The organism is Proteus sp. fly-1013 (genome assembly GCF_040140245.1).
Lineage (GTDB): Bacteria > Pseudomonadota > Gammaproteobacteria > Enterobacterales > Enterobacteriaceae > Proteus > Proteus mirabilis_B.
Map to the genome: position 1 here is coordinate 39,377 of NZ_JBEEWD010000002.1, position 20,321 is coordinate 59,697.

The window sequence follows — 20,321 nt, forward strand, 5'->3', positions numbered from 1 at the left end:
CATTTAAAGTTAAAAAATAAAAAATCAAAGGGTTCTATTGTGTCTAATAAAAATTACGTTGCTAGCGTCTTTCTCGCCTTACCTCTAAGTTTACTCTCTGTTCAAATTCATGCGGCAGTCAATCAAAATGTCCCTGAAAAGATAATTGTTACAGCATCTCCATCGCAAGATCCTCAAGCGCCTGTTTCCGGTTTTGTGGCAACAAAAACGTTATCAACAAATAAAACACCGAGTGAAATTGAAAAAACACCACAATCCATTAGTGTGATCACACGTGATCAAATGGATGCTCAAGATGTCAGTTCAGTTTCTCAAGCATTACGTTATACGCCCGGCGTTTTCACAGAATATCGTGGAAGTTCTAATCGTAATGATGAGGTTTTTATTCGTGGATACAGTTATGCACCCCGTTTTCTTGACGGCCTAAGTTATGGAATGGGCGCTTCATCATCAACTGGTGCAATTGATCCCTGGTTATTAGAGCGCGTTGAAGTTGTTAGAGGGCCAGCATCCGTTCTTTATGGCCAAGTTAATCCGGGTGGCCTCGTGGCAATGACAAGTAAAAGACCAACCGCAACCCCTATTCGCCATATTCAAGTACGAGCCGGCAATGATAAATTAGCAGAAACTGCTTTTGATTTTTCAGGTGCATTAAGTGATGACAATCGAGTGCTTTATCGCCTAAACGGTGTTGCAAAAACACAACACACTCAAATAAAAAACTATAAAGAAGAACGTTTTGCACTTGCACCTGCTATTACTTTCTTACCTAATGAACAAACTCGTTTAACACTGTTAAGCTTTATTCAGCAAGAGCCTGAAGCTGGGTATCGTAATTTTTTACCTGCTTATGGAACGGTTAAAAGTACTCCAGCAGGTACTATTCCCTTTGATTTTGATGTTAACAATCCCGATTACCATAAATCATGGCGTCAACAATATGGTATAGGCTATGAATTTGAACACGAATTTAGTGATTCACTAAAAATTGTACAAAATGCTCGATATAGCCATATTAATCAGAAATATAAATATCTTGTATTTGGCTCTTTAAGAAAAGATAACCCTTATGTTCTTGAACGCCGAGCGCAACAAGAGCAGCGTGAAACAGATACTTTAGGAATAGATACTCGTTTACAAGCCGATTTTACCACTGCAAAACTTAATCATACTGTGATTGCTGGTATTGATTATCAGTGGAGCAAAGATCAAGATAATTTGCTCCGAGCAATGGGTTCAGAGTACCATCTTGACTGGCGTGATCCTAATTATCACTATCCAATTGATATGAGTTTACAAAAACCTGCGACCGATCAGCTACAAAAACGTGATCAAATCGGGTTATATCTACAAGATCAGATCCAATGGAAAAATTGGATCTTACTTGCAGGCTTACGCCAAGATTGGGCTCAAGTTCGTACTCATGATTTCTTAGCGAAAAGCTATGATCAACAAGATGATAATAAGTTAACGGGTCGTGCAGGACTTTTATATGCTTTTGATAATGGTATTTCGCCATATATTAGTTATAGCACTTCGTTTGAGCCTAATTTACAAACTCGCCGAGCACCAGGAAGTGCCCCTTTTGAACCTAGCGAAGGTCGTCAATTAGAAGCAGGAATAAAATACCTCACACCAAATGAGCAAACATTGGCAACACTCTCTGTTTATCAATTACAACAACGTAATGTTACTAACTACAATGCTGAAAAAGCGTATTTCGAACCAGTGGGTGAAATTAGAAGTCGTGGTGTTGAAGCTCAAATTAATAGCCAATTAACTGAAAATATTTCATTTATCAGCAGTTATGCTTATATCGATACTGAAGTAAGAAAAACCATTATTGCGGGAACACAAGGAAAAGAACTCCCTAGAGTTCCTAAGCATATGGCATCACTTTGGGGTCAATATGATGAAACATCTGGACTATTTAATGGCGCTAAAGCGGGTGTTGGTGTCAGATATGTAGGTGTATCTCAAGGCGATACCAAAAATACAGTTAGCGTACCCGCAGTGACTCTTTACGATGCGATGATTGGTTATTCATTAGGTGAGCTATCACCTTCTTTAAAAGGTGCTGAAATTCAGCTTAATATGAATAATATTGCGAATAAACATTATGTTGCATCTTGTGCTGGTGATACTGCTTGTTTTTATGGTATTGGCAGGACAATGACAGCAACTATGAATTATCGCTGGTAATACTATATAAATTAACTAAATAGATTAACTACATACATTAACTGCGTTAACCATAGTCTATCTGTTGATCGACTATGGTTTTTTTAGTTTTTATAGCGCCAAAAGAAGTTGTCGTTCTATTTGTGGATCTTGCAAGGTGACATGAAATCCGATCAAGCGCACACCTCTGCCATTTCGACGCTCATGCCATGCTTGATAGGCAATATTGATTAAATCGGCTTTTTCTAAAATAGGATGAGTATGCTCTTGTGTTGTTAATTGAAAATCATCAAATTTTAACTTAACGCCCTGCCTTGCTATTCTTAGATCCGGTTTAACTTTTGTTAGTCGCCTTTCCAATTCACTATATAATCCGTCAAGTAATGCCAAGCAATCATCCCAAGAATTAATATCTGAAGCAAAAGTACGCTCAACTCCGACTGATTTTCTAAGTCTATCTGGGTTAATTTCGCGTTCATCGATACCATGACTGCGTTCCCATAAATTTTGACCAAATTTTCCAAACGTTTTTACTAAAGAAATGACATCAGTGCGACGAATATCAGCGCAAGTTTCTAACCCCATTTCTTGCAAACGAGCAAATGTCACCTTACCTACACCCGGTATTTTATTAAGTGGTAATTTTAAAATAAAATCATCGACTTGTTCTGGTGTAATAACAAATTGCCCGTTAGGTTTATTCATATCAGAGGCAATTTTTGCAAGAAATTTAATCGGTGCAATACCTGCGGATGCCGTGAGATTTAACTCATCAAAAATTTGTTGGCGAATTTCTTGAGCCATCAACGTTGCTGAGCCATGACAATGCTTACTGTCAGAGACATCAAGATAGGCTTCATCGAGTGAAAGAGGTTCAATAAGGTGAGTATAACGAGAAAAGATTTGACGTATTTTTGCTGATGTCTCTTTATAGAGAGCCATCCTACCGGGTAGCACTTTTAAGTGAGGACATAACTTCAACGCTGTTGCTGTTGACATAGCACTACGAACACCAAAACGACGAGCGGGATAATTCGCCGTGCAGATCACACCTCGACTAGAGGCATTGCCTCCAACCGCAATTGGGATCTCTTTTAGTGCTGGATTATCTCGTATTTCAATCGCAGCATAAAAACAATCCATATCAACATGAATAATTTTACGCATACAATCACCTCACTTATTTACTGTTTAAATATACAGTAAATAAATATTAACTACAATTTTTATTCGCTCTTATCTCCCTCTATTGAGGTGTATTTCTCATAAAAATCTGAATTAGTCTGTTTATTTATAGAATTGTCACAAAGTGATGATAGATTGTTTTTGCTCGTTGATTAATTACATTAATTTTAAATATTGTTTTGTAACTATATATAAAACAAGGAAATAATTTTTCATGATCAAATTATTCATCGCTATTTCTCTCTTTTTTTATTCTGTAATCCTTATGGCATCTCCTAAAATTATCGCACATCGTGGTGGCACAGCTGATGCCCCTGAAAATACTGAAATTGCTATAAAAACAGCGCTCTCTAATCAAGCTGATGCAATTTGGATCACTATTCAATTATCGAAAGATAATATTCCTGTCCTTTATCGCCCTAGCGATTTAAAAAGCTTAACGAATGGGCAAGGTAGTGTTTCTGACTTTACTGCACAACAACTGAAGCAATGGGATGCCGGCTATAAATTTGGTGAAGCTCAGCAATTTCCTTATCGAAATAAAGGTGTCACCATTCCGACATTGGATGAGATCTTAACTCTATTCCCCACAACACAATTTTATCTTGATTTAAAATCACCAGATGCTGATCCAGCAATCCAAGGAGAAGCATTAATAACCGTACTTCGTAATCATAACGCACTGGATAGAACTCGCGTTTATTCTACAAATACCGCATTTCTTGATGCCTTACCGACTAATGTACAACGTTTTGAAAGCCGTGATATCACTCGTGATATTTTAGCCAATATCACAATGAGCCATGTTTGCCTGTTACCTGAAAATTTAGATATTACTCGTTGGTACGGACTTGAGCTTCACCGCAAAGTCGAGGTTGTTGAGAAGTACACATTAGGAGAAGCGCGTTCCGCTTCAGTTCTGAGTTGGGATAAAGATGCAATGTCTTGTTTTCGTGCTGGTGGCAATGCTCATATTGTCCTTTTTGGGATCAACACAGAGAAAGACTATATTCAGGCTACTGAATTAGGTGCTGATGCGGTTATGGTTGATTCACCCGCAAATATGAAAGCATTTAGAAAAGAGTAAGCGCCCTCACTTTTATCTTAGTTTTCTTAGAAAGAAATAAAAAAGAGTGATGTAAATATATACATCACTCTTTTTCTTATTCTTATATCTTACTCAAAGAATTCTATTTTTATTAAGCAATTCTTCTCTTGCTGCATCTTTTGCCATACGTTTTTTACGTGCATCACAAGGTTCTGGGCAATCACACTCTTTCTCAATGCCCATAGCACCTAAACCACCACAGCTACCTTGAAGGCTTTTACGTTTTACAATATAGCCTAATGCCATACCAAAGAAGGCAATCAAGAATAAGATGAAGGCAAATAGAAATATTTTTAACATAACCTTCTCTCCTTAAATTCTACTTTTTCAAGAATGGGGCAAACGCTTTACTATAACGCTCTTCAAACCCATTTTCAGTTTTCACTATCATAAAGACAGGAATATTTAGTTCGTTTGCTACTGCTAACCCTTTTTCAGGCCCTAAAACATTCAACCCTGTTGAAAGACCATCAGCACTCATGCAAGTTGGCACAATCACAGTAATAGAAACAAGGTTATGTTTAATAGGGTGACCTGTGGTTGGGTCAATAGTATGAGAAAAACGAACACCATTTTCTTCAAAATAGTTACGATAGTCACCAGAAGTGGCAATTGAGTTATCACCCGGTTCAATAATTAACTGAACACTCTGTTTTGTACCGTCATTTGCTGGTTTTTCAATCGCTATACGCCAAAGCTTGTCATTTCCATTCACGCCTTGGGTTCTTACTTCGCCACCAATATCAACCATATAGTTAGTGATATTCTGTGAAATTAAATATTCAGCTACAGCATCAACACCATAGCCTTTAGCAATTGAAGAGAGATCAACATAAAGTTCAGGGATCTTCTTAATTAACGAATTACCTTCAACAGCAAGATAATCAATTCCAATCCACTGTTTACGTTTTGCTAATTCATCTTCAGAAGGTTGATGCGTAAATCGGCCTTCTGGACCAAATCCCCATAAATTCACTAACGGCCCCACAGTCACATCTAAAGCACCATCAGTCATTTTATTAATGCGAATAGCTTCACTAACTACTTTTGCTGTCGCAGGTGAAACAGGAAATGGAGTATTAATTTCACGGCTTTGATTGAAACGACTGAGTTCAGAATGAGGACGATATGTTGACATTTGATCGTTAACTTCTTCAAGAATACGATCAATCTCTGTTTGTAAGACGTTTTGTGGAGGTGAATTACTATCAGGAACATATTTAATCGAGTAATAAGTTCCCATGGTTTCGCCTTCTAATACCTGCTGTTTTTCACCACATGCAGATAATAGAACTAATGCAGACAGCATCACTATCCAATTTATCATCTTTCTTTTTAACATAACTCTCTCTTCTGATCATGAGCGCCCACATAAGTGGGCGCTTGTCATTTCATTCATTTATGCTTTATCGGAAGTTAGGATCAACCTCCAAAGTCATCCAGCATAATGTTTTCATCTTCAACGCCTAAATCTTTGAGCATTTTAATAACTGCTGCGTTCATCACTGGCGGTCCACACATATAGAATTCACAATCTTCTGGTGCTGGATGATTTTTGAGGTAATTCTCAAACAACACATTGTGAATAAATCCAGTATAGCCAGTCCAATTATCTTCAGGTAATGCATCTGAAAGTGCGACATTCCATGTGAAGTTTTCGTTTTCTTTTGCAAGCATATCGAAATCTTCAGTGTAGAACATTTCACGAACAGAACGTGCACCATACCAGAAGCTGATTTTGCGTTTAGAATGTAAGCGCTTCAATTGGTCGAAGATATGTGAACGCATTGGCGCCATACCTGCACCACCACCAATAAAGATCATCTCAGCATCGGTTTTCTTAGCAAAGAATTCACCAAATGGTCCTGAAATTGTCACTTTATCGCCCGGTTTTAATGACCAAATATACGATGACATAATTCCTGGTGGCACATCAGGATTACGTGGCGGAGGTGTTGCAATACGCACGTTTAACATGATGATGCCATGCTCTTCAGGGTAGTTCGCCATTGAATAAGCACGTACAGTGGTTTCTTTAACGTCAGAAACATAACGGAATAAATTAAATTTATCCCAATCTTCACGATACTCTTCTGGTACATCAAAATCTTCATAACGTACCGTATGAGGAGGACATTCGATTTGAATAAATCCACCAGCACGGAAAGGTACAACCTCACCTTCAGGGATTTTTAACACTAATTCTTTAATGAAAGTGGCTTTATTATCATTTGAGATAACTTCACATTCCCACTTTTTAACACCAAAGATTTCTTCTGGTAATTCTAATTTCAAGTTGTTTTTTACGTTTACCTGACATGCTAAACGACAACCTTCTTTAGCTTCACGCTTGTTAATATGCGAAAGTTCTGTCGGTAAAATATCACCGCCACCTTCCAGCACTTTAACGCGACACTGACCACAAGAGCCACCGCCACCGCAAGCTGATGAAATAAAAATACCTTCGTTTGATAATACGTTAAGTAATTTATCACCTGCTGGTGCATCAAAACTTTTTTCTGGGTCTCCATTGACCTCAACTGAAATATCCCCTGTATTGACCAGTTTTGATTTTGCGAACAAAATCAACGCTGTTAACACCAATACAATCAGGGTAAACATCACGACACCTAGAATAATTATATCCATGAGTTCTTCTCACCCTTTATAGCTGAACACCAGAGAAGGACATGAAACCTAATGCCATCAACCCTGTGGTGACAAAAGTAACGCCTAACCCTTTCATACCTGCCGGTACATCCGCGTACTTCATTTTCTCACGAATAGAAGCCAGTAATACGATGGCTAACATCCAACCAATCCCAGAGCCGAAACCATAAACAATAGATTCACTAAAGTTATAGTCACGTTGTGCCATAAATGACACACCACCGAAAATGGCGCAGTTAACGGTAATAAGTGGCAAGAAGATCCCTAGTGCGTTATACAGCGCAGGGAAATAACGGTCTAAAATCATCTCTAGGATTTGTACCAGTGCCGCAATCACACCAATGAAAGTGATAAAGTTTAAGAAACTTAAATCAACACCTTCCATCAATGCATTATCACGTAACACATAGTTGTAAACCAAGTTATTCAACGGTACAGAAAGACCCAGAACAACAGTAACAGCGATACCTAATCCAAAAGCTGTTTTTACGTTTTTAGAAACGGCGAGAAATGTACACATCCCTAAGAAGAATGCGAGCGCCATATTCTCAATAAAAACAGCACGAACAAACAGGCTTATATAATGTTCCATGGCGATTAGTCCTCTTCAACCTGTGCAGGTTTTAATGTACGTAATCCCCAAATTAGCAAGCCAATAATAAAGAACGCACTTGGTGCTAACAGGAATAAACCGTTTGGCTGATACCAGCCACCATTTTGGACAGATTCCATTACTGTAATGCCGAATAATTTACCAGAACCAAAGAGTTCACGTAAAAAACCAACAAGGATCAAGATAACGCCGTATCCTAAGCCGTTACCAATACCATCCATAAAGCTTTCAACAGGAGGTGCTTTCATCGCATAAGCTTCAGCACGACCCATTACAATACAGTTAGTAATGATAAGACCAACGAAAACAGATAGTTGCTTAGAAATTTCATACGCATAAGCTTGTAGTATTTGGTCAACAACGATAACTAATGAAGCAATAATCGCCATTTGAACAATAATACGAACACTACTTGGTATGTAATTACGAATTAGTGAAATAAAGAAGCTTGAGAATGCAGTAACCAAAGTTACCGCTATTGTCATCACTAATGCGGTTTCAAGTTTTGTTGTTACCGCCAATGCAGAACACACACCTAATACCTGTAAGGCAATCGGGTTGTTATCTAACAATGGCCCAAGTAAAACTCGTTTAATTTCTTTTGTATCAGCCATTGATCTCTCCTTCACGAACTTTTTTCAGGAATGGGCCGAAACCTTTTTCACCTAACCAGAAATCGAACATATGCTGGATACCATTTGAGGTCAGTGTTGCACCAGAAAGTCCATCAATGCCATAAGGATTACCAGCCGCTGCGCCGCTACGCACAATTTTAATTGCAGGTACGCCTTCTTCATTAATTAAGCGCTTACCTTTCCACTGTGCTTTCCATTGAGGGTTATCAACTTCACCACCTAAGCCTGGCGTTTCACCATGAGCATAATAGGTAATACCTTTAGAAGTCACACCATCAATATCAACCGCAATAAATGCATACATCACAGACCATAAGCCAGAACCATAAACAGGTAGAACGACTTCTGTAGTTTTGCCTTGTTCATCAAGAACAAAATACACTTCTGCGGTATTTGCACGTCGGCGAATTTTTGCTGCATCGTCTGCTGGAGATAATGCAATGGAAGTATCATCACTACGTAATGCAGTATTTAAATCAAAATTGCCTTTACTATCAGTCAGTTCACCTGTCTGGAAATTAACAATTTTTGCTTTAATACGAGTGTCATACACTTTCAGTACATCTGTAGCACTCATTTTAGGTACGAGCAGACCCGCAACATCAAGAATATTACGTTGTTTATCAAGAAGTTTTTGCTCTTCTTGTTTAGACTTCAGTCCAACAGCCGCTCCTGCTACTACCACGGAACACACTAGACATAGAATAAATACAACGAGGAACGTTCTTGCGACGCTATCTTTGTTTTTCTCTTTAGCCACGAGCTTTTCTCCGCTTAATATTCGCCTGAACAACCACGTAATCGAACAGTGGTGCAAATAAGTTTGCGAATAAGATTGCCAGCATCATACCTTCTGGGTAAGCCGGATTGACGACACGAATAAGCACAGCCATTACGCCAATCAAAATACCGTAAGCCCATTTACCTTTATCAGTAAACGATGCGGATACTGGATCTGTTGCCATAAACATCATACCGAAAGCAAAACCACCTAATACTAAGTGCCAGTGCCAAGGCATTGAGAAGAGAGGATTGGTATCTGAACCGATGAAATTAAATAGGTATGACATTGCAATCATGCCCACCATTACCCCAGCAACAATACGCCATGAAGCAATGCGAGCAAAAAGAATGACAGCACCACCGATTAAAATCATCAGTGTTGAAACTTCACCGATCGACCCTGGAATATATCCAAGGAAAGCATCCATCCAAGAGATAGGTTGTTGAGTGACGGTATTTACTAATGCACTTTCACCCGATACAGACCATTGTGACAATGGTGTTGCACCAGAGAAACCGTCAGCCGCAGTCCAAACTAAATCACCTGAAATTTGAGCCGGATAAGCAAAGAACAGAAATGCACGACCTGCCAATGCTGGGTTTAAGAAGTTACGCCCTGTCCCACCAAAGATTTCTTTCGCGATAACAACACCAAACGTAATACCTAATGCAGCCTGCCAAAGTGGTAATGTTGGCGGTACGATTAAGGCAAATAAGATTGATGTAACAAAGAAGCCTTCGTTAATTTCATGACCACGAATAAAGGCAAAAAGAACTTCCCAAAATCCGCCAACCGCAAAAACAACTAGATAAATAGGTAAGAAGTAAGTTGCACCAAGTAGCATCTTACTTGCCCAACCCGCATCTGTTGTTAATGATGCGCCGAGGAATTCAGCAAGGCGATAGTGCCAATCTGAAGCAATGATTTGCTGTAATTCAGCACCACTATATAACTGATTAAGTGCAGGGATCGCTTGATGACCTACGTTATACATCCCCCAAAACATTGCTGGGAAAACGGCTAACCAAACTAAGATCATCATGCGTTTTAGGTCAATGGTGTCACGAACATGACCGCCATTACGCGTGACAGTACCTGGCGTATAAAATACCGTGGTCACTGCCTCATAAAGTACGTACCATTTTGCTAATTTGCCACCGGGCTCAAAATGGTGCTCTACTTTTTCAAATAAATTTTTCAAACCCATGAGTTACCCTTCCTGCTCAATTTTGGTCAATACTTGGCGCAGTGCTGGGCCATACTCATATTTGCTTGGGCAAACATAAGTACATAATCCCAAATCTTCTTCATCCAATTCCAAACAACCTAATGCTTGAGAACTGTCAGTATCACCTACAACTAAATCACGTAATAAATGCGTTGCCATAATGTCTAACGGCATCACACGCTCATAGTTACCAATTGGTACCATTGAACGTTCGCCACCATTCATAGTGGTTGTGAATGCAAAGCGTTTATTTTTTAAGAAGTGACCGATAGTGGTACGAGTGATAGAAAATTTATCGCTACCCGGCATACCCCAACCAAATAACTCTTTATCACGACCTTCACGTAATACAGAAACTTGGTTATGGAAACGACCTAAATAGTGATGAACCTCATCAGATTTCCATCCCCATAATACAGAGCCAGAAATAATGCGGTTTTCACCATCAACTAATTGATCTTTAGTTAACTCATAGAGATCAGCCCCTAAACGAGTACGCACTAAACGAGGTGCTTTTACTTGAGGGCCAGCTAATGCAACAACACGTTCTGTATATAAAGAACCTGTTGTAAACAGATAACCAATAGCAATAACATCTTGATAATTTAAATGCCAAACCATTTTCTTAGTACTAACAGGTTCTAAGAAATGGATATGCGTACCGACTAATCCTGCTGGATGTGGGCCTGCAAATTGGTTATAGCTAATTTGTCCGTCATTTAATTTTGTCGGTGATTTTTCACCATGACAAACATAGACTTTCCCTTCGGTTAAACGAGTTAAAACAACAAGGCCATCATTAAATGCCTTCTCATTTTGCTCAATAATAACCATAGGATCTGCTGCAAGCGGATTTGTATCCATTGCAGAGACGAAAATGGCAACAGGTGTTGTGCCTAAATGCGGAGTACGGCTATAAGGACGAGTCCTTAACGCAGTCCACATTCCCGAATTAACAAGGTTAGTTTCAACTTGTTCGCGGGTCAGGTCTGAGAGCGTTGAGCTATCATAACGGTTAAAGGTAATTTCTTCGTCGCCATCAATTTCGATAACGATAGATTGGAACACACGACGTTCGCCGCGGTTAATTGCAACGACTTTACCACAAGCTGGGCTGGTGAAAACAACACCGGCATTCTTTTTATCTTCAAAAAGAATTTGCCCTTTCTTTACATGCTCACCTTCCGAAACCACCATAGAAGGACGCATACCGACATATTCTTCGCCTAGCAATGCTACGCGTCGAATCGCGGGTCCGTCTTCTATCACTTGGGCAGGCGCTCCTGCAATTGGGAGGTCGAGTCCTTTTTTAATTTTAATCATAAGATTTGCACAAGTTTATCAGTTAAACCCTAAGCTACAAATTCACCCCGAAAATGTAGCGACTCTGTAATAAAAACATCTTAAGGTGTTTTTGAACCCTAAGTTATTTATCTCCGATAATTGTTACTATTTTCTCTTATTCTGCCGAACTGAATTTTATCATCTCAGCCTAAACCTGTCTGACTATTCGAGTGATTTAGCTCAAGCAAATGGGAATATTATTTTGACTGAAACGTTAACAACTCGTATAAACCGAATTAAAATATCATCTTTTTCGACGAGCGATTAAATTTCATACAGAATATTTTGTAAAAGAAAAGAAACCATATCAGATTTTAATTTACAAATTTATTGCTTCATAGCAATCTACGATCTACTTTATCAACAAATTTTAAGCTATTTTTCTGATAAAACCATGACCAGTCACGCAAAACTACTAATCAGTTTTTTAACATTAATGTTAACTTCCTTATTAGTTAACGCTGAAAACAGTTCAAAATTTCTAATGAAACCTGTCACAAAAAGTACAGGTCAGCCTATCTATATTCAGATTTTTAAAGAAGAGAGCTTACTTGAACTTTATACGGAAAAATTAGATGGGCAATTAGAAAAAGTACGTACTTACCCTATTTGTAGCTATTCTGGAGGTCTTGGTCCTAAAAAGTTTCAAGGTGATTTAAAAAGCCCGGAAGGTTTTTATCAGGTCAACTTTTCGCAATTAAATCCGAACAGTCGATTTTACCGAGCTATTAACCTAGGATTTCCTAATCAATATGATAAATCAAAAGGATACACCGGCGACTTTTTAATGATCCACGGAGCATGTAAATCGGTTGGTTGCTATGCAATGACGGATTCGGTGATGGACGAAATTTATCAGTATGCGGAATTAGCGCTACAAGGAGGTCAATCTACGATTGATATTCATATTTTTCCATTTAAGATGACCGCTGAAAATATGAAAAAACACCAGTACTCAAAAGATATAGATTTCTGGCAACAGCTTATGCCTGCCTATCAATATGTTGAAGAACGCAAACAAATTCCATCTGTGACCGTTCAAAATGGGCGTTATTCCGTTAATAGTACGTTGGCTTCATCTAATAGCGTAAGTCCTGTCCTTAACTTATCGCAAAATAGCGAAAGCAAATGGCTACAGAATACGCACACCACGATCAAATAAGACAAACTCGCCAGCGGGAATACGCTGCCAAGATTCATTTCCAGTCAATGGTAATGTTGAAATAACAGAAACCACATCATCTGATTGTGTGTGTTGCTGGAAATCAATTTCTACATCTTGATCAAGCAATTTTGCTTTGCCAAAAGGTGCCTTACGCGTGATCCAGTGTAAGTTAGTTGAACAATATGCCATTACAAATCGACCGTCCGACAACAGCATATTAAAGACCCCTTTTTGCTTTAATTGAGAGGCTAAAATAGCGATAAAACGAAATACAGCAGGCCAATTCACAGGAGTTCGTTTATAGCGATTTTCAAGTTGATTTAAGATCCAGCAAAAAGCTTTTTCACTATCTGTCTGCCCTATCGCCCGAAAACGCCCTGTCTCAAGAGATTGATAACCTTTCAGTTGACCATTATGCGCATAAGTCCAGTTTTTTCCCCATAATTCACGGGTGAAAGGATGGGTATTTTCTAAAGAGACATTACCTCGATTCGCTTGGCGAATATGAGCGATCACAGCCTCTGATTTAATCGGGTACTCTTGAACAAAGCGAGCGACTGGTGAAATTGCGCTGGCTTGAGGATCTTTAAATGTACGACATCCCAATCCTTCGTAGAAAGTAATTCCCCATCCATCTTTATGAGGTCCTGTCTTTCCACCTCGAGGAATTAAGCCACTTAGACTGAAGTTAATATCTGTCGGTACATTTGCACTCATGCCTAACAACTCACACATCGCTCACTCCTTCTTGTCGATGTTTATTGCTAATTTATAGCAATATCAACAAATTATTTTTCCATTTCTTTTTCAATTAATTGGATCAGAATATGGATAACTTTGATATGAATTTCTTGAATACGATCAGCGTAACCGAAATGAGGTACACGAATTTCAATATCTGCTGTACCGTCCATTTTTCCGCCATCTTTCCCCGTTAACGTAATGACTTTCATGCCTTTCTCACGCGCAGCACTAATTGCTTTGATGATATTGCCTGAATTGCCTGAGGTTGAAATACCCAGCAGAACGTCACCTTCTTTACCCACTGCTTCAACATAACGAGAGAAGATATATTCATAGCCAAAATCATTACTCACACATGAAATATGGCTTACATCTGAAATAGCAATGGCAGGATAACCAGGGCGATTTTCACGATAGCGTCCGGTTAACTCTTCTGCAAAATGCATTGCATCACAATGAGAGCCACCATTACCGCAAGATAATACTTTACCGCCTGCTTTAAAAGAATCTGCTAATAACACCGCAGCTTTTTGGATAGCTTCAATATTTGCATCATCTTGAAGAAAGCGAGAGAGTGTATCTGCTGCTTCTGTTAATTCACCACGGATAAGATCTTGGTACATAGGATTTTTACTCCAGAAAGGGTAATCGAAATTTTCTGTTTCTCAGTGTAACGGATTAAATGTCATGAAAGAAGATACCTATTATCGACAAATGCTAACTTCTCTCATTTACGAATAATTTGTGAGCTATATTGTAATTAGAATGTAAATATATTGATAAAAGTTAGTGACTGGATTAGATCTAAATAACAAACAACAGGTCTGACCTCTGATCTCTTGCTAAATACAGGAGTTTATTATGACACTACTCAGTATCGTACTTTTTATTGTTCTTGTTGGCGTACTTAGTTATCGCAAATTCGGTATTGCGGTAAGTAGCCTCGCACTTATTGCTTATACATTAGTAATGGGTATCGCCAATATTTGGAGTTACTGGTTACTCCTCCCCGTTGCATTGGTTTTATTACCCTTTACTATTCCTTCTATTCGTAGAGCTTATATCTCAGTACCTGCACTTAAAGCATTTCAAAAAGTCATGCCTTCTATGTCTAAAACAGAACAAGAAGCTATTGATGCAGGTACAACATGGTGGGAAGGTGAGCTTTTCCGTGGTGCTCCCGATTGGAAACAACTTCATAATTACCCTAAACCACAGTTAACAGCTGAAGAACAAGCTTTCCTCGATGGACCTGTCGAAGAAGTTTGCCGTATGACAAACGACTTTGAGATCACACATGAATTAGCTGATTTACCTCCTGAAATTTGGCAATACCTTAAAGATAATCGCTTCTTTGCGATGATCATTAAAAAAGAGTACGGCGGATTAGAGTTTTCAGCCTACGCTCAATCACGCGTATTGCAAAAACTGTCGGGAGTATCTGGTATTTTAGCCATCACCGTGGGTGTGCCTAATTCTTTAGGTCCCGGCGAACTGCTACAACACTACGGTACTGATGAACAGAAAAAACGCTATTTACCCGGTTTAGCCAAAGGCGATGAAATTCCTTGTTTCGCATTAACAAGCCCTGAAGCGGGCTCCGATGCAGGAGCTATTCCTGACAGTGGCATAGTCTGTATGGGTGAATGGCAAGGCGAGCAAGTACTTGGTCTTCGTTTAACATGGAATAAACGCTATATCACGCTTGCCCCTATCGCAACCGTATTAGGATTAGCATTTAAATTACGCGATCCTGACCATCTATTAAGTGATGACGAAAACCCAGGCATTACCTGTGCGTTAATTCCAACTGATGTCAAAGGTGTTGAAATCGGTCATCGCCATTTCCCACTGAACGTACCATTTATGAATGGACCGACTCGCGGTAAAGATGTTTTTGTTCCTATCGATTACATCATTGGTGGACCAAAAATGGCAGGTCAGGGCTGGAGAATGCTGGTGGAATGTCTCTCTGTTGGTCGAGGCATCACTCTACCTTCAAACTCTACTGGCGGATTAAAAAGTGTGGCTATGGCAACAGGCGCTTATTCTCGTGTCCGTCGTCAGTTCAAAATTCCAATTGGTAAAATGGAAGGCATTGAAGAGCCATTAGCTCGTCTGGCTGGTAACGCCTATCTTTTAGATTCGGCGGCAACCTTAATTACTACGGGTATTATGCTGGGAGAAAAACCTGCCGTATTATCCGCTATCGTAAAATATCATTGTACTCACCGAGCACAACGGGGCGTTATTGATGCAATGGATATCGTTGGTGGTAAAGGGATCAGCCTTGGGCCATCAAACTTTGTCGCACGCTCTTATCAAGGTTCTCCAATTGCCATCACGGTTGAAGGTGCCAATATTTTAACTCGTAGCATGATCATTTATGGTCAAGGTGCTATCCGTTGCCATCCTTATGTATTAGATGAAATTGCAGCGGCACGAGATAACAATCTACACGATTTTGACCGTGCTTTATTTGGTCATATCGGTCACGTGGCAAGTAACACCTTACGCAGTCTATGGTTAGGTATCACCAATGGACGATTAAGTAATTCGCCAACTAATGATGAAACTCGTCGTTATTATCAACAAATTAACCGTCTGAGTGCCAATATGGCGCTGTTATCTGATGTTTCAATGGGTGTTTTAGGCGGAAGCTTAAAACGTCGTGAGCGTATTTCAGCACGCTTGGGTGATATATTAAGTCATATCTTCCTCGCATCTGCCGCACTTAAGCGTTATGAAGATGAAGGTCGCCATACCGCCGATTTACCTCTCGTACATTGGAGCGTAAAAGAGTGTTTATACCAAGCTGAAAATGCGATTGACGAACTGCTACGCAATTTCCCAAGCCGTGCTGTTGCTGGCACTATGCGAGCAATTATTTTCCCACTGGGTAAAGCTCAAAAATTACCATCAGATAAATTAGATAGCAAAGTGGCGCAACTTATCCAACAACCGTCTGAAACCCGTGATCGCATTGGTAGAGGTCAATACTTAACACCAAGCGAGCATAATCCACATGGTTTAATGGAAGAAGCACTGCTGGATATTTTAGCGGCTGAACCTATTTTCGACCGTATTTGTCGTCTCTATGAGAAGAAATTTAACTTTACTCAATTAGATAAATTAGCGGACAAAGCACTGGCTGATAAACGAGTAACTCAAGAAGAAGCTGATATCTTACGTAAAGCAGAACAGAGTCGCTTACGGAGTATCAATGTTGATGAATTTGACTTTGATGCATTGGCGGTGCCAGCAAAAAAGCCGAAAGCTGACAAAGTCAAAACAGACAAAGCAGCCTAACAATCGAGATAAAGGGAAATATTTCCCCTGATAGAACACAAACACCTCATCACTTTTAGTCATGAGGTGTTTTTTTATTAAGAACAAACTATTAAGACCAAAAAATTAATTAGAGATCTAACTCCAATGCTAATAACTCTTCTATTGTTTGGCGACGACGAATTAATTGAGGAACGCCTTCTGTTATCAACACTTCAGGAATAAGTGGTCGGCTATTATAATTTGATGACATTGACGCACCATACGCCCCCGTATCATGGATCACTAAATAATCGCCCACCTGTGCTTGAGGCAATAAACGAGGAACAACCGTACCGCCCTCTTGCTGAGTAAAAACATCACCCGATTCACACAACGGACCTGCCACAATAGTCTCTTGTAATTCTATCATTGGTTTTATTTGACCATGACTGTCTAAAACTGAAATCTGATGATAACTGCCATACATTGCAGGACGCATTAAATCACTAAACCCAGCGTCCACCAGCACATAATGACGGCTTCCCATTGATTTAACTGCTCTCACTTGTGAAATCAATACACCGGATTCAGCCACTAAAAAACGTCCCGGCTCAATCTCTAACTCAACAGAATGCCCTAAGTGTTGTGCAATACGTTGGCGTGCTTTATCCCATAAAGAAAAATAGTGATCCAAATCGACCGTTGCATCACCTTCTTGATAAGGCGTTGATAATCCGCCTCCTGCCGAAATCGCTTGAATATCAACTTGAGAGGTAAGCACTTGCTCTACCATTGCATCGCAGACACTAGCAAGATGTTGATAGTCAACACCCGAACCAATATGCATATGAAAACCAACTAGAGTTAGATTATATTGCTGGATCACAGCTAACGCTTCTGGCACATCTTCATACCAAATACCATGCTTACTGTTTTCACCACCTGTATTGGTTTTTTGACTATGCCCATGACCAAATCCGGGGTTAACCCTTATCCAAACTGCATGACCTTGGTTACGCTCACCTAATTGACGGAGCATATCAATAGAGCCAGCATTAACAGGAATATCTAACTCAACAACACGTTCAATGGTTCTTTCATCAAGTAAATCAGCCGTAAAGACAATCTCACTTTTTTCTCTGCCACCTTGATAACCGGCAACTAAAGCGCGTTCAATCTCCCCCAATGAAACAGAGTCAACTTTGACACCCTGTGCTTTCATTAAACGTAAAATATGAATATTGGAGCACGCCTTTTGAGCAAATCGAACTACATCAAAAGATTTAAGCTGGGCAATACGCTGAGAAATTGTATCGCCTTGATAAATCCATAATGGCGTTCCATAGGTTTGTGCTAATTGGTATTGAGCCATAGTTATTGATGTTGTCATGTTATCTACTCATAGAAGTCACTGGTGAATAAAATCATTATTTATGAACTTACAAGGGAATAAAAATATCAAATAAGCTACACTCTATTCATCTGTGATATAGGAATACAAGATGAAAGCTCCTTTTAATTGGCGACATATTGAAATTTTTCATGCAGTGATGACTACTCAAAACCTTACTGAAGCCGCAGAGTTACTGAAAACATCACAACCTACTGTCAGTAGAGAGCTATCTCGTCTTGAACATCTATTAGCATTTAAATTATTTGATAGAATAAAAGGCCGCTTACAGCCCACAACTGAAGGATTACGCTTTTTTGAGGAAGTACAGCGTTCTTATTATGGTTTAGATAGAATAATTAACGCTGCTGAAAATATTCGCCATTTTAACCAAGCAGAATTGAATATCACCTGCTTACCCGCATTTGCTCAATCATTATTACCTTCAATCTGCCGACAATTTCTAGATAAATATCCTGACGTCAATTTAACTATTGTCCCTCAAGAATCCCCTTTATTAGAAGAGTGGTTATCCGCACAACATTACGATTTAGGATTGGTAGAACACACACAAACACCAGCAGGAACTCAACAAGAGACTGTGCTTACACTCAATGAAGTTGCAGTTTTACCCAAGTCACATCCATTGTGTAAAAAACCATTGTTGTACCCTACTGATTTTCAAAATGAACGTTTTATTAGCCTGTCAGCCAATGATAGCTACCGACAATTAATTGATACCGTATTTATTAAAAATAGAATTGCACGGCAGTTAGTGATGGAAACGCAAAGTGCCGCCTCTATTTGTGCAATGGTGAGTGAGAATATCGGCATTTCAATTGTTAACCCTATTACCGCACTTGATTACCTAGATAAGTCTATTTGCCTTCGTCCTTTAAGCTTTACTATCCCTTTTACCATCAGCTTAATTACCCCATCACATCGCCCTTCATCACAACTTGTTACCTATTTTATTGATGTGATGAAAGAAACATTATCAGATTATCCTAAACGGCTAACCCAAGCTTTTACCCGATAAAGCAAGCCAATAAGGTGATGATGAAAACCACTCTACTAAGAAATCCAGCAATACTCTAACGGCTGCGGGCATATTTTGCCGGCTCGCTAAAACCGCATAAATTCCCATCGGCTGAGCTTGATAGTCAGACAAAATTTGTTCTAATTCACCACTTTCAATATAAGGTTTGGCTGAGTAATAAGGTTGTAGCGATATACCAGCTTCTTTTAACGTAGCTTGCAATAAAACAACCGATTCATTTGCGCTTAAATTCCCCCCAACAGGTACTGAATAACGTTCGTCACCTAAATTAAATTCCCACAAGCTACGACCAAAAAATCGGTAAGTTAAACATTGATGCTGAGCGAGTTCATCTGGCGTTTGAGGTATACCTTTTTTTGCTAAGTAATCTTTATGAGCACATACCACAGAAAGACATGTCGCGAGCGAGCGTGCGATTAAGTTAGGCTCAAGGTGATTCGTAATACGCAATGCGATATCAATACGTTCTTCCACCAAATTCACGGTTTGATTAGTAATTTGCAAATCAACCGCAATTAAAGGATAACGCTGCATAAATTCACATATTGCCACTGACAAAATACTATTTGCTAATGATTGTGAACTGGTAATACGAACAAGCCCACTGATTTGATGACGCTCTTTAGGAATATTAGCGGGTATACGTTCGGCCATTTCTAATAGCTGTACACTCTGTTCATATACCATTTCGCCTACTGATGTTAGGCTTTGTTTGCGTGTTGTTCTATGCAATAAGCGCACTCCTGCCCACTCTTCCATCTCATTTAAATAACGCGTCACCATAGCTCTAGACATACCTAGATAATCAGCAGCTTTTATCATGCTCCCCTGCTTCACAATGGTTACAAACACTTCTGATGCTTTTATTTTATCCATTTGATTTACTCGATTTACGCAACAATCAATTGCCTAAAATAGGGTTTTTCTCTTGTTTTATGCAACAT

The 20,321-nt window shown here is 39.3% G+C and carries 18 protein-coding genes; 5 read left to right on the forward strand and 13 right to left on the reverse strand.

Features of this window, described 5'->3' with window-relative positions:
- The first annotated feature begins 39 nt into the window (after nt 1-39).
- Nucleotides 40-2,202 (forward strand): TonB-dependent siderophore receptor, encoded by a 2,163-nt coding sequence (locus ABN236_RS04105; protein WP_349473429.1) that lies wholly within the window; start codon nt 40-42, stop codon nt 2,200-2,202.
- Between the two features lie 90 nt (nt 2,203-2,292).
- On the opposite strand, the gene dinB is transcribed toward ABN236_RS04105, so the two are convergent.
- Nucleotides 2,293-3,348, reverse strand: coding sequence for a DNA polymerase IV (gene dinB / locus ABN236_RS04110; protein ID WP_349473430.1), 1,056 nt, complete (start codon nt 3,346-3,348; stop codon nt 2,293-2,295).
- Nucleotides 3,349-3,580: 232 nt separating this feature from the next.
- On the opposite strand from dinB, the gene ABN236_RS04115 reads away from it, so the two are divergent.
- Nucleotides 3,581-4,453, forward strand: coding sequence for a glycerophosphodiester phosphodiesterase family protein (locus ABN236_RS04115; protein WP_349473431.1), 873 nt, complete (start codon nt 3,581-3,583; stop codon nt 4,451-4,453).
- Nucleotides 4,454-4,546: 93 nt separating this feature from the next.
- On the opposite strand, the gene nqrM is transcribed toward ABN236_RS04115, so the two are convergent.
- The 8 genes from nqrM to ABN236_RS04155 form a co-directional block, all read right to left on the reverse strand.
- A complete protein-coding gene (gene nqrM / locus ABN236_RS04120) occupies nt 4,547-4,774 on the reverse strand; it encodes a (Na+)-NQR maturation NqrM (RefSeq protein ID WP_023580998.1) in 228 nt (75 codons plus the stop codon).
- A 19-nt stretch (nt 4,775-4,793) separates the two neighbouring features.
- The gene (locus ABN236_RS04125) at nt 4,794-5,816 is read right to left on the reverse strand and encodes an FAD:protein FMN transferase (RefSeq protein WP_102949400.1); all 1,023 of its coding nucleotides are present in this window, start codon (nt 5,814-5,816) and stop codon (nt 4,794-4,796) included.
- 80 nt (nt 5,817-5,896) lie between these two features.
- Nucleotides 5,897-7,123 (reverse strand): NADH:ubiquinone reductase (Na(+)-transporting) subunit F, encoded by a 1,227-nt coding sequence (nqrF, locus tag ABN236_RS04130; RefSeq protein WP_194951997.1) that lies wholly within the window; start codon nt 7,121-7,123, stop codon nt 5,897-5,899.
- 16 nt (nt 7,124-7,139) lie between these two features.
- Nucleotides 7,140-7,736, reverse strand: coding sequence for an NADH:ubiquinone reductase (Na(+)-transporting) subunit E (gene nqrE, locus ABN236_RS04135; RefSeq protein WP_006534792.1), 597 nt, complete (start codon nt 7,734-7,736; stop codon nt 7,140-7,142).
- 5 nt (nt 7,737-7,741) lie between these two features.
- A complete protein-coding gene (locus ABN236_RS04140; RefSeq protein ID WP_088493503.1) occupies nt 7,742-8,371 on the reverse strand; it encodes an NADH:ubiquinone reductase (Na(+)-transporting) subunit D in 630 nt (209 codons plus the stop codon).
- Nucleotides 8,364-9,152, reverse strand: a complete 789-nt coding sequence (locus ABN236_RS04145) for a Na(+)-translocating NADH-quinone reductase subunit C (protein WP_349473432.1) — start codon at nt 9,150-9,152, stop codon at nt 8,364-8,366. The genes ABN236_RS04140 and ABN236_RS04145 overlap by 8 nt, the downstream gene beginning before the upstream one ends.
- Nucleotides 9,145-10,383, reverse strand: a complete 1,239-nt coding sequence (locus ABN236_RS04150) for an NADH:ubiquinone reductase (Na(+)-transporting) subunit B (protein WP_088493505.1) — start codon at nt 10,381-10,383, stop codon at nt 9,145-9,147. The genes ABN236_RS04145 and ABN236_RS04150 overlap by 8 nt, the downstream gene beginning before the upstream one ends.
- Nucleotides 10,384-10,386: 3 nt before the next feature.
- The gene (locus ABN236_RS04155; RefSeq protein WP_349473433.1) at nt 10,387-11,727 is read right to left on the reverse strand and encodes a Na(+)-translocating NADH-quinone reductase subunit A; all 1,341 of its coding nucleotides are present in this window, start codon (nt 11,725-11,727) and stop codon (nt 10,387-10,389) included.
- A gap of 415 nt (nt 11,728-12,142) precedes the next feature.
- Between ABN236_RS04155 and ABN236_RS04160 the strand changes: the two genes are divergently transcribed.
- Nucleotides 12,143-12,910, forward strand: coding sequence for a L,D-transpeptidase family protein (locus tag ABN236_RS04160; protein WP_349473434.1), 768 nt, complete (start codon nt 12,143-12,145; stop codon nt 12,908-12,910).
- Here the strand turns inward: ABN236_RS04160 and ABN236_RS04165 are convergent.
- Nucleotides 12,881-13,648, reverse strand: coding sequence for a class II glutamine amidotransferase (locus tag ABN236_RS04165; RefSeq protein ID WP_075672373.1), 768 nt, complete (start codon nt 13,646-13,648; stop codon nt 12,881-12,883). The two genes, ABN236_RS04160 and ABN236_RS04165, sit on opposite strands and share 30 nt — an antisense overlap.
- Before the next feature lie 53 nt (nt 13,649-13,701).
- Nucleotides 13,702-14,280 (reverse strand): D-sedoheptulose 7-phosphate isomerase, encoded by a 579-nt coding sequence (gene lpcA / locus ABN236_RS04170; RefSeq protein ID WP_006534804.1) that lies wholly within the window; start codon nt 14,278-14,280, stop codon nt 13,702-13,704.
- A gap of 238 nt (nt 14,281-14,518) precedes the next feature.
- Between lpcA and fadE the strand changes: the two genes are divergently transcribed.
- On the forward strand, nt 14,519-16,966 hold the full coding sequence (gene fadE, locus ABN236_RS04175; RefSeq protein WP_349473435.1) for an acyl-CoA dehydrogenase FadE: 2,448 nt from the start codon (nt 14,519-14,521) through the stop codon (nt 16,964-16,966).
- A 109-nt stretch (nt 16,967-17,075) separates the two neighbouring features.
- Here fadE and lysA read toward each other — a convergent pair whose 3' ends face one another.
- Entirely contained in the window at nt 17,076-18,317 is a 1,242-nt protein-coding gene (lysA, locus tag ABN236_RS04180) for a diaminopimelate decarboxylase (RefSeq protein ID WP_349473436.1), read from the reverse strand.
- 112 nt (nt 18,318-18,429) lie between these two features.
- Here lysA and ABN236_RS04185 point away from each other — a divergent pair, with 112 nt between their 5' ends.
- Complete coding sequence (locus tag ABN236_RS04185) at nt 18,430-19,356, forward strand: LysR family transcriptional regulator (RefSeq protein WP_349473437.1); 927 nt, start codon at nt 18,430-18,432, stop codon at nt 19,354-19,356.
- On the opposite strand, the gene ABN236_RS04190 is transcribed toward ABN236_RS04185, so the two are convergent.
- A complete protein-coding gene (locus ABN236_RS04190) occupies nt 19,333-20,253 on the reverse strand; it encodes a LysR family transcriptional regulator (RefSeq protein WP_349473438.1) in 921 nt (306 codons plus the stop codon). The genes ABN236_RS04185 and ABN236_RS04190 overlap by 24 nt on opposite strands.
- Between the last annotated feature and the right edge of the window lie 68 nt (nt 20,254-20,321).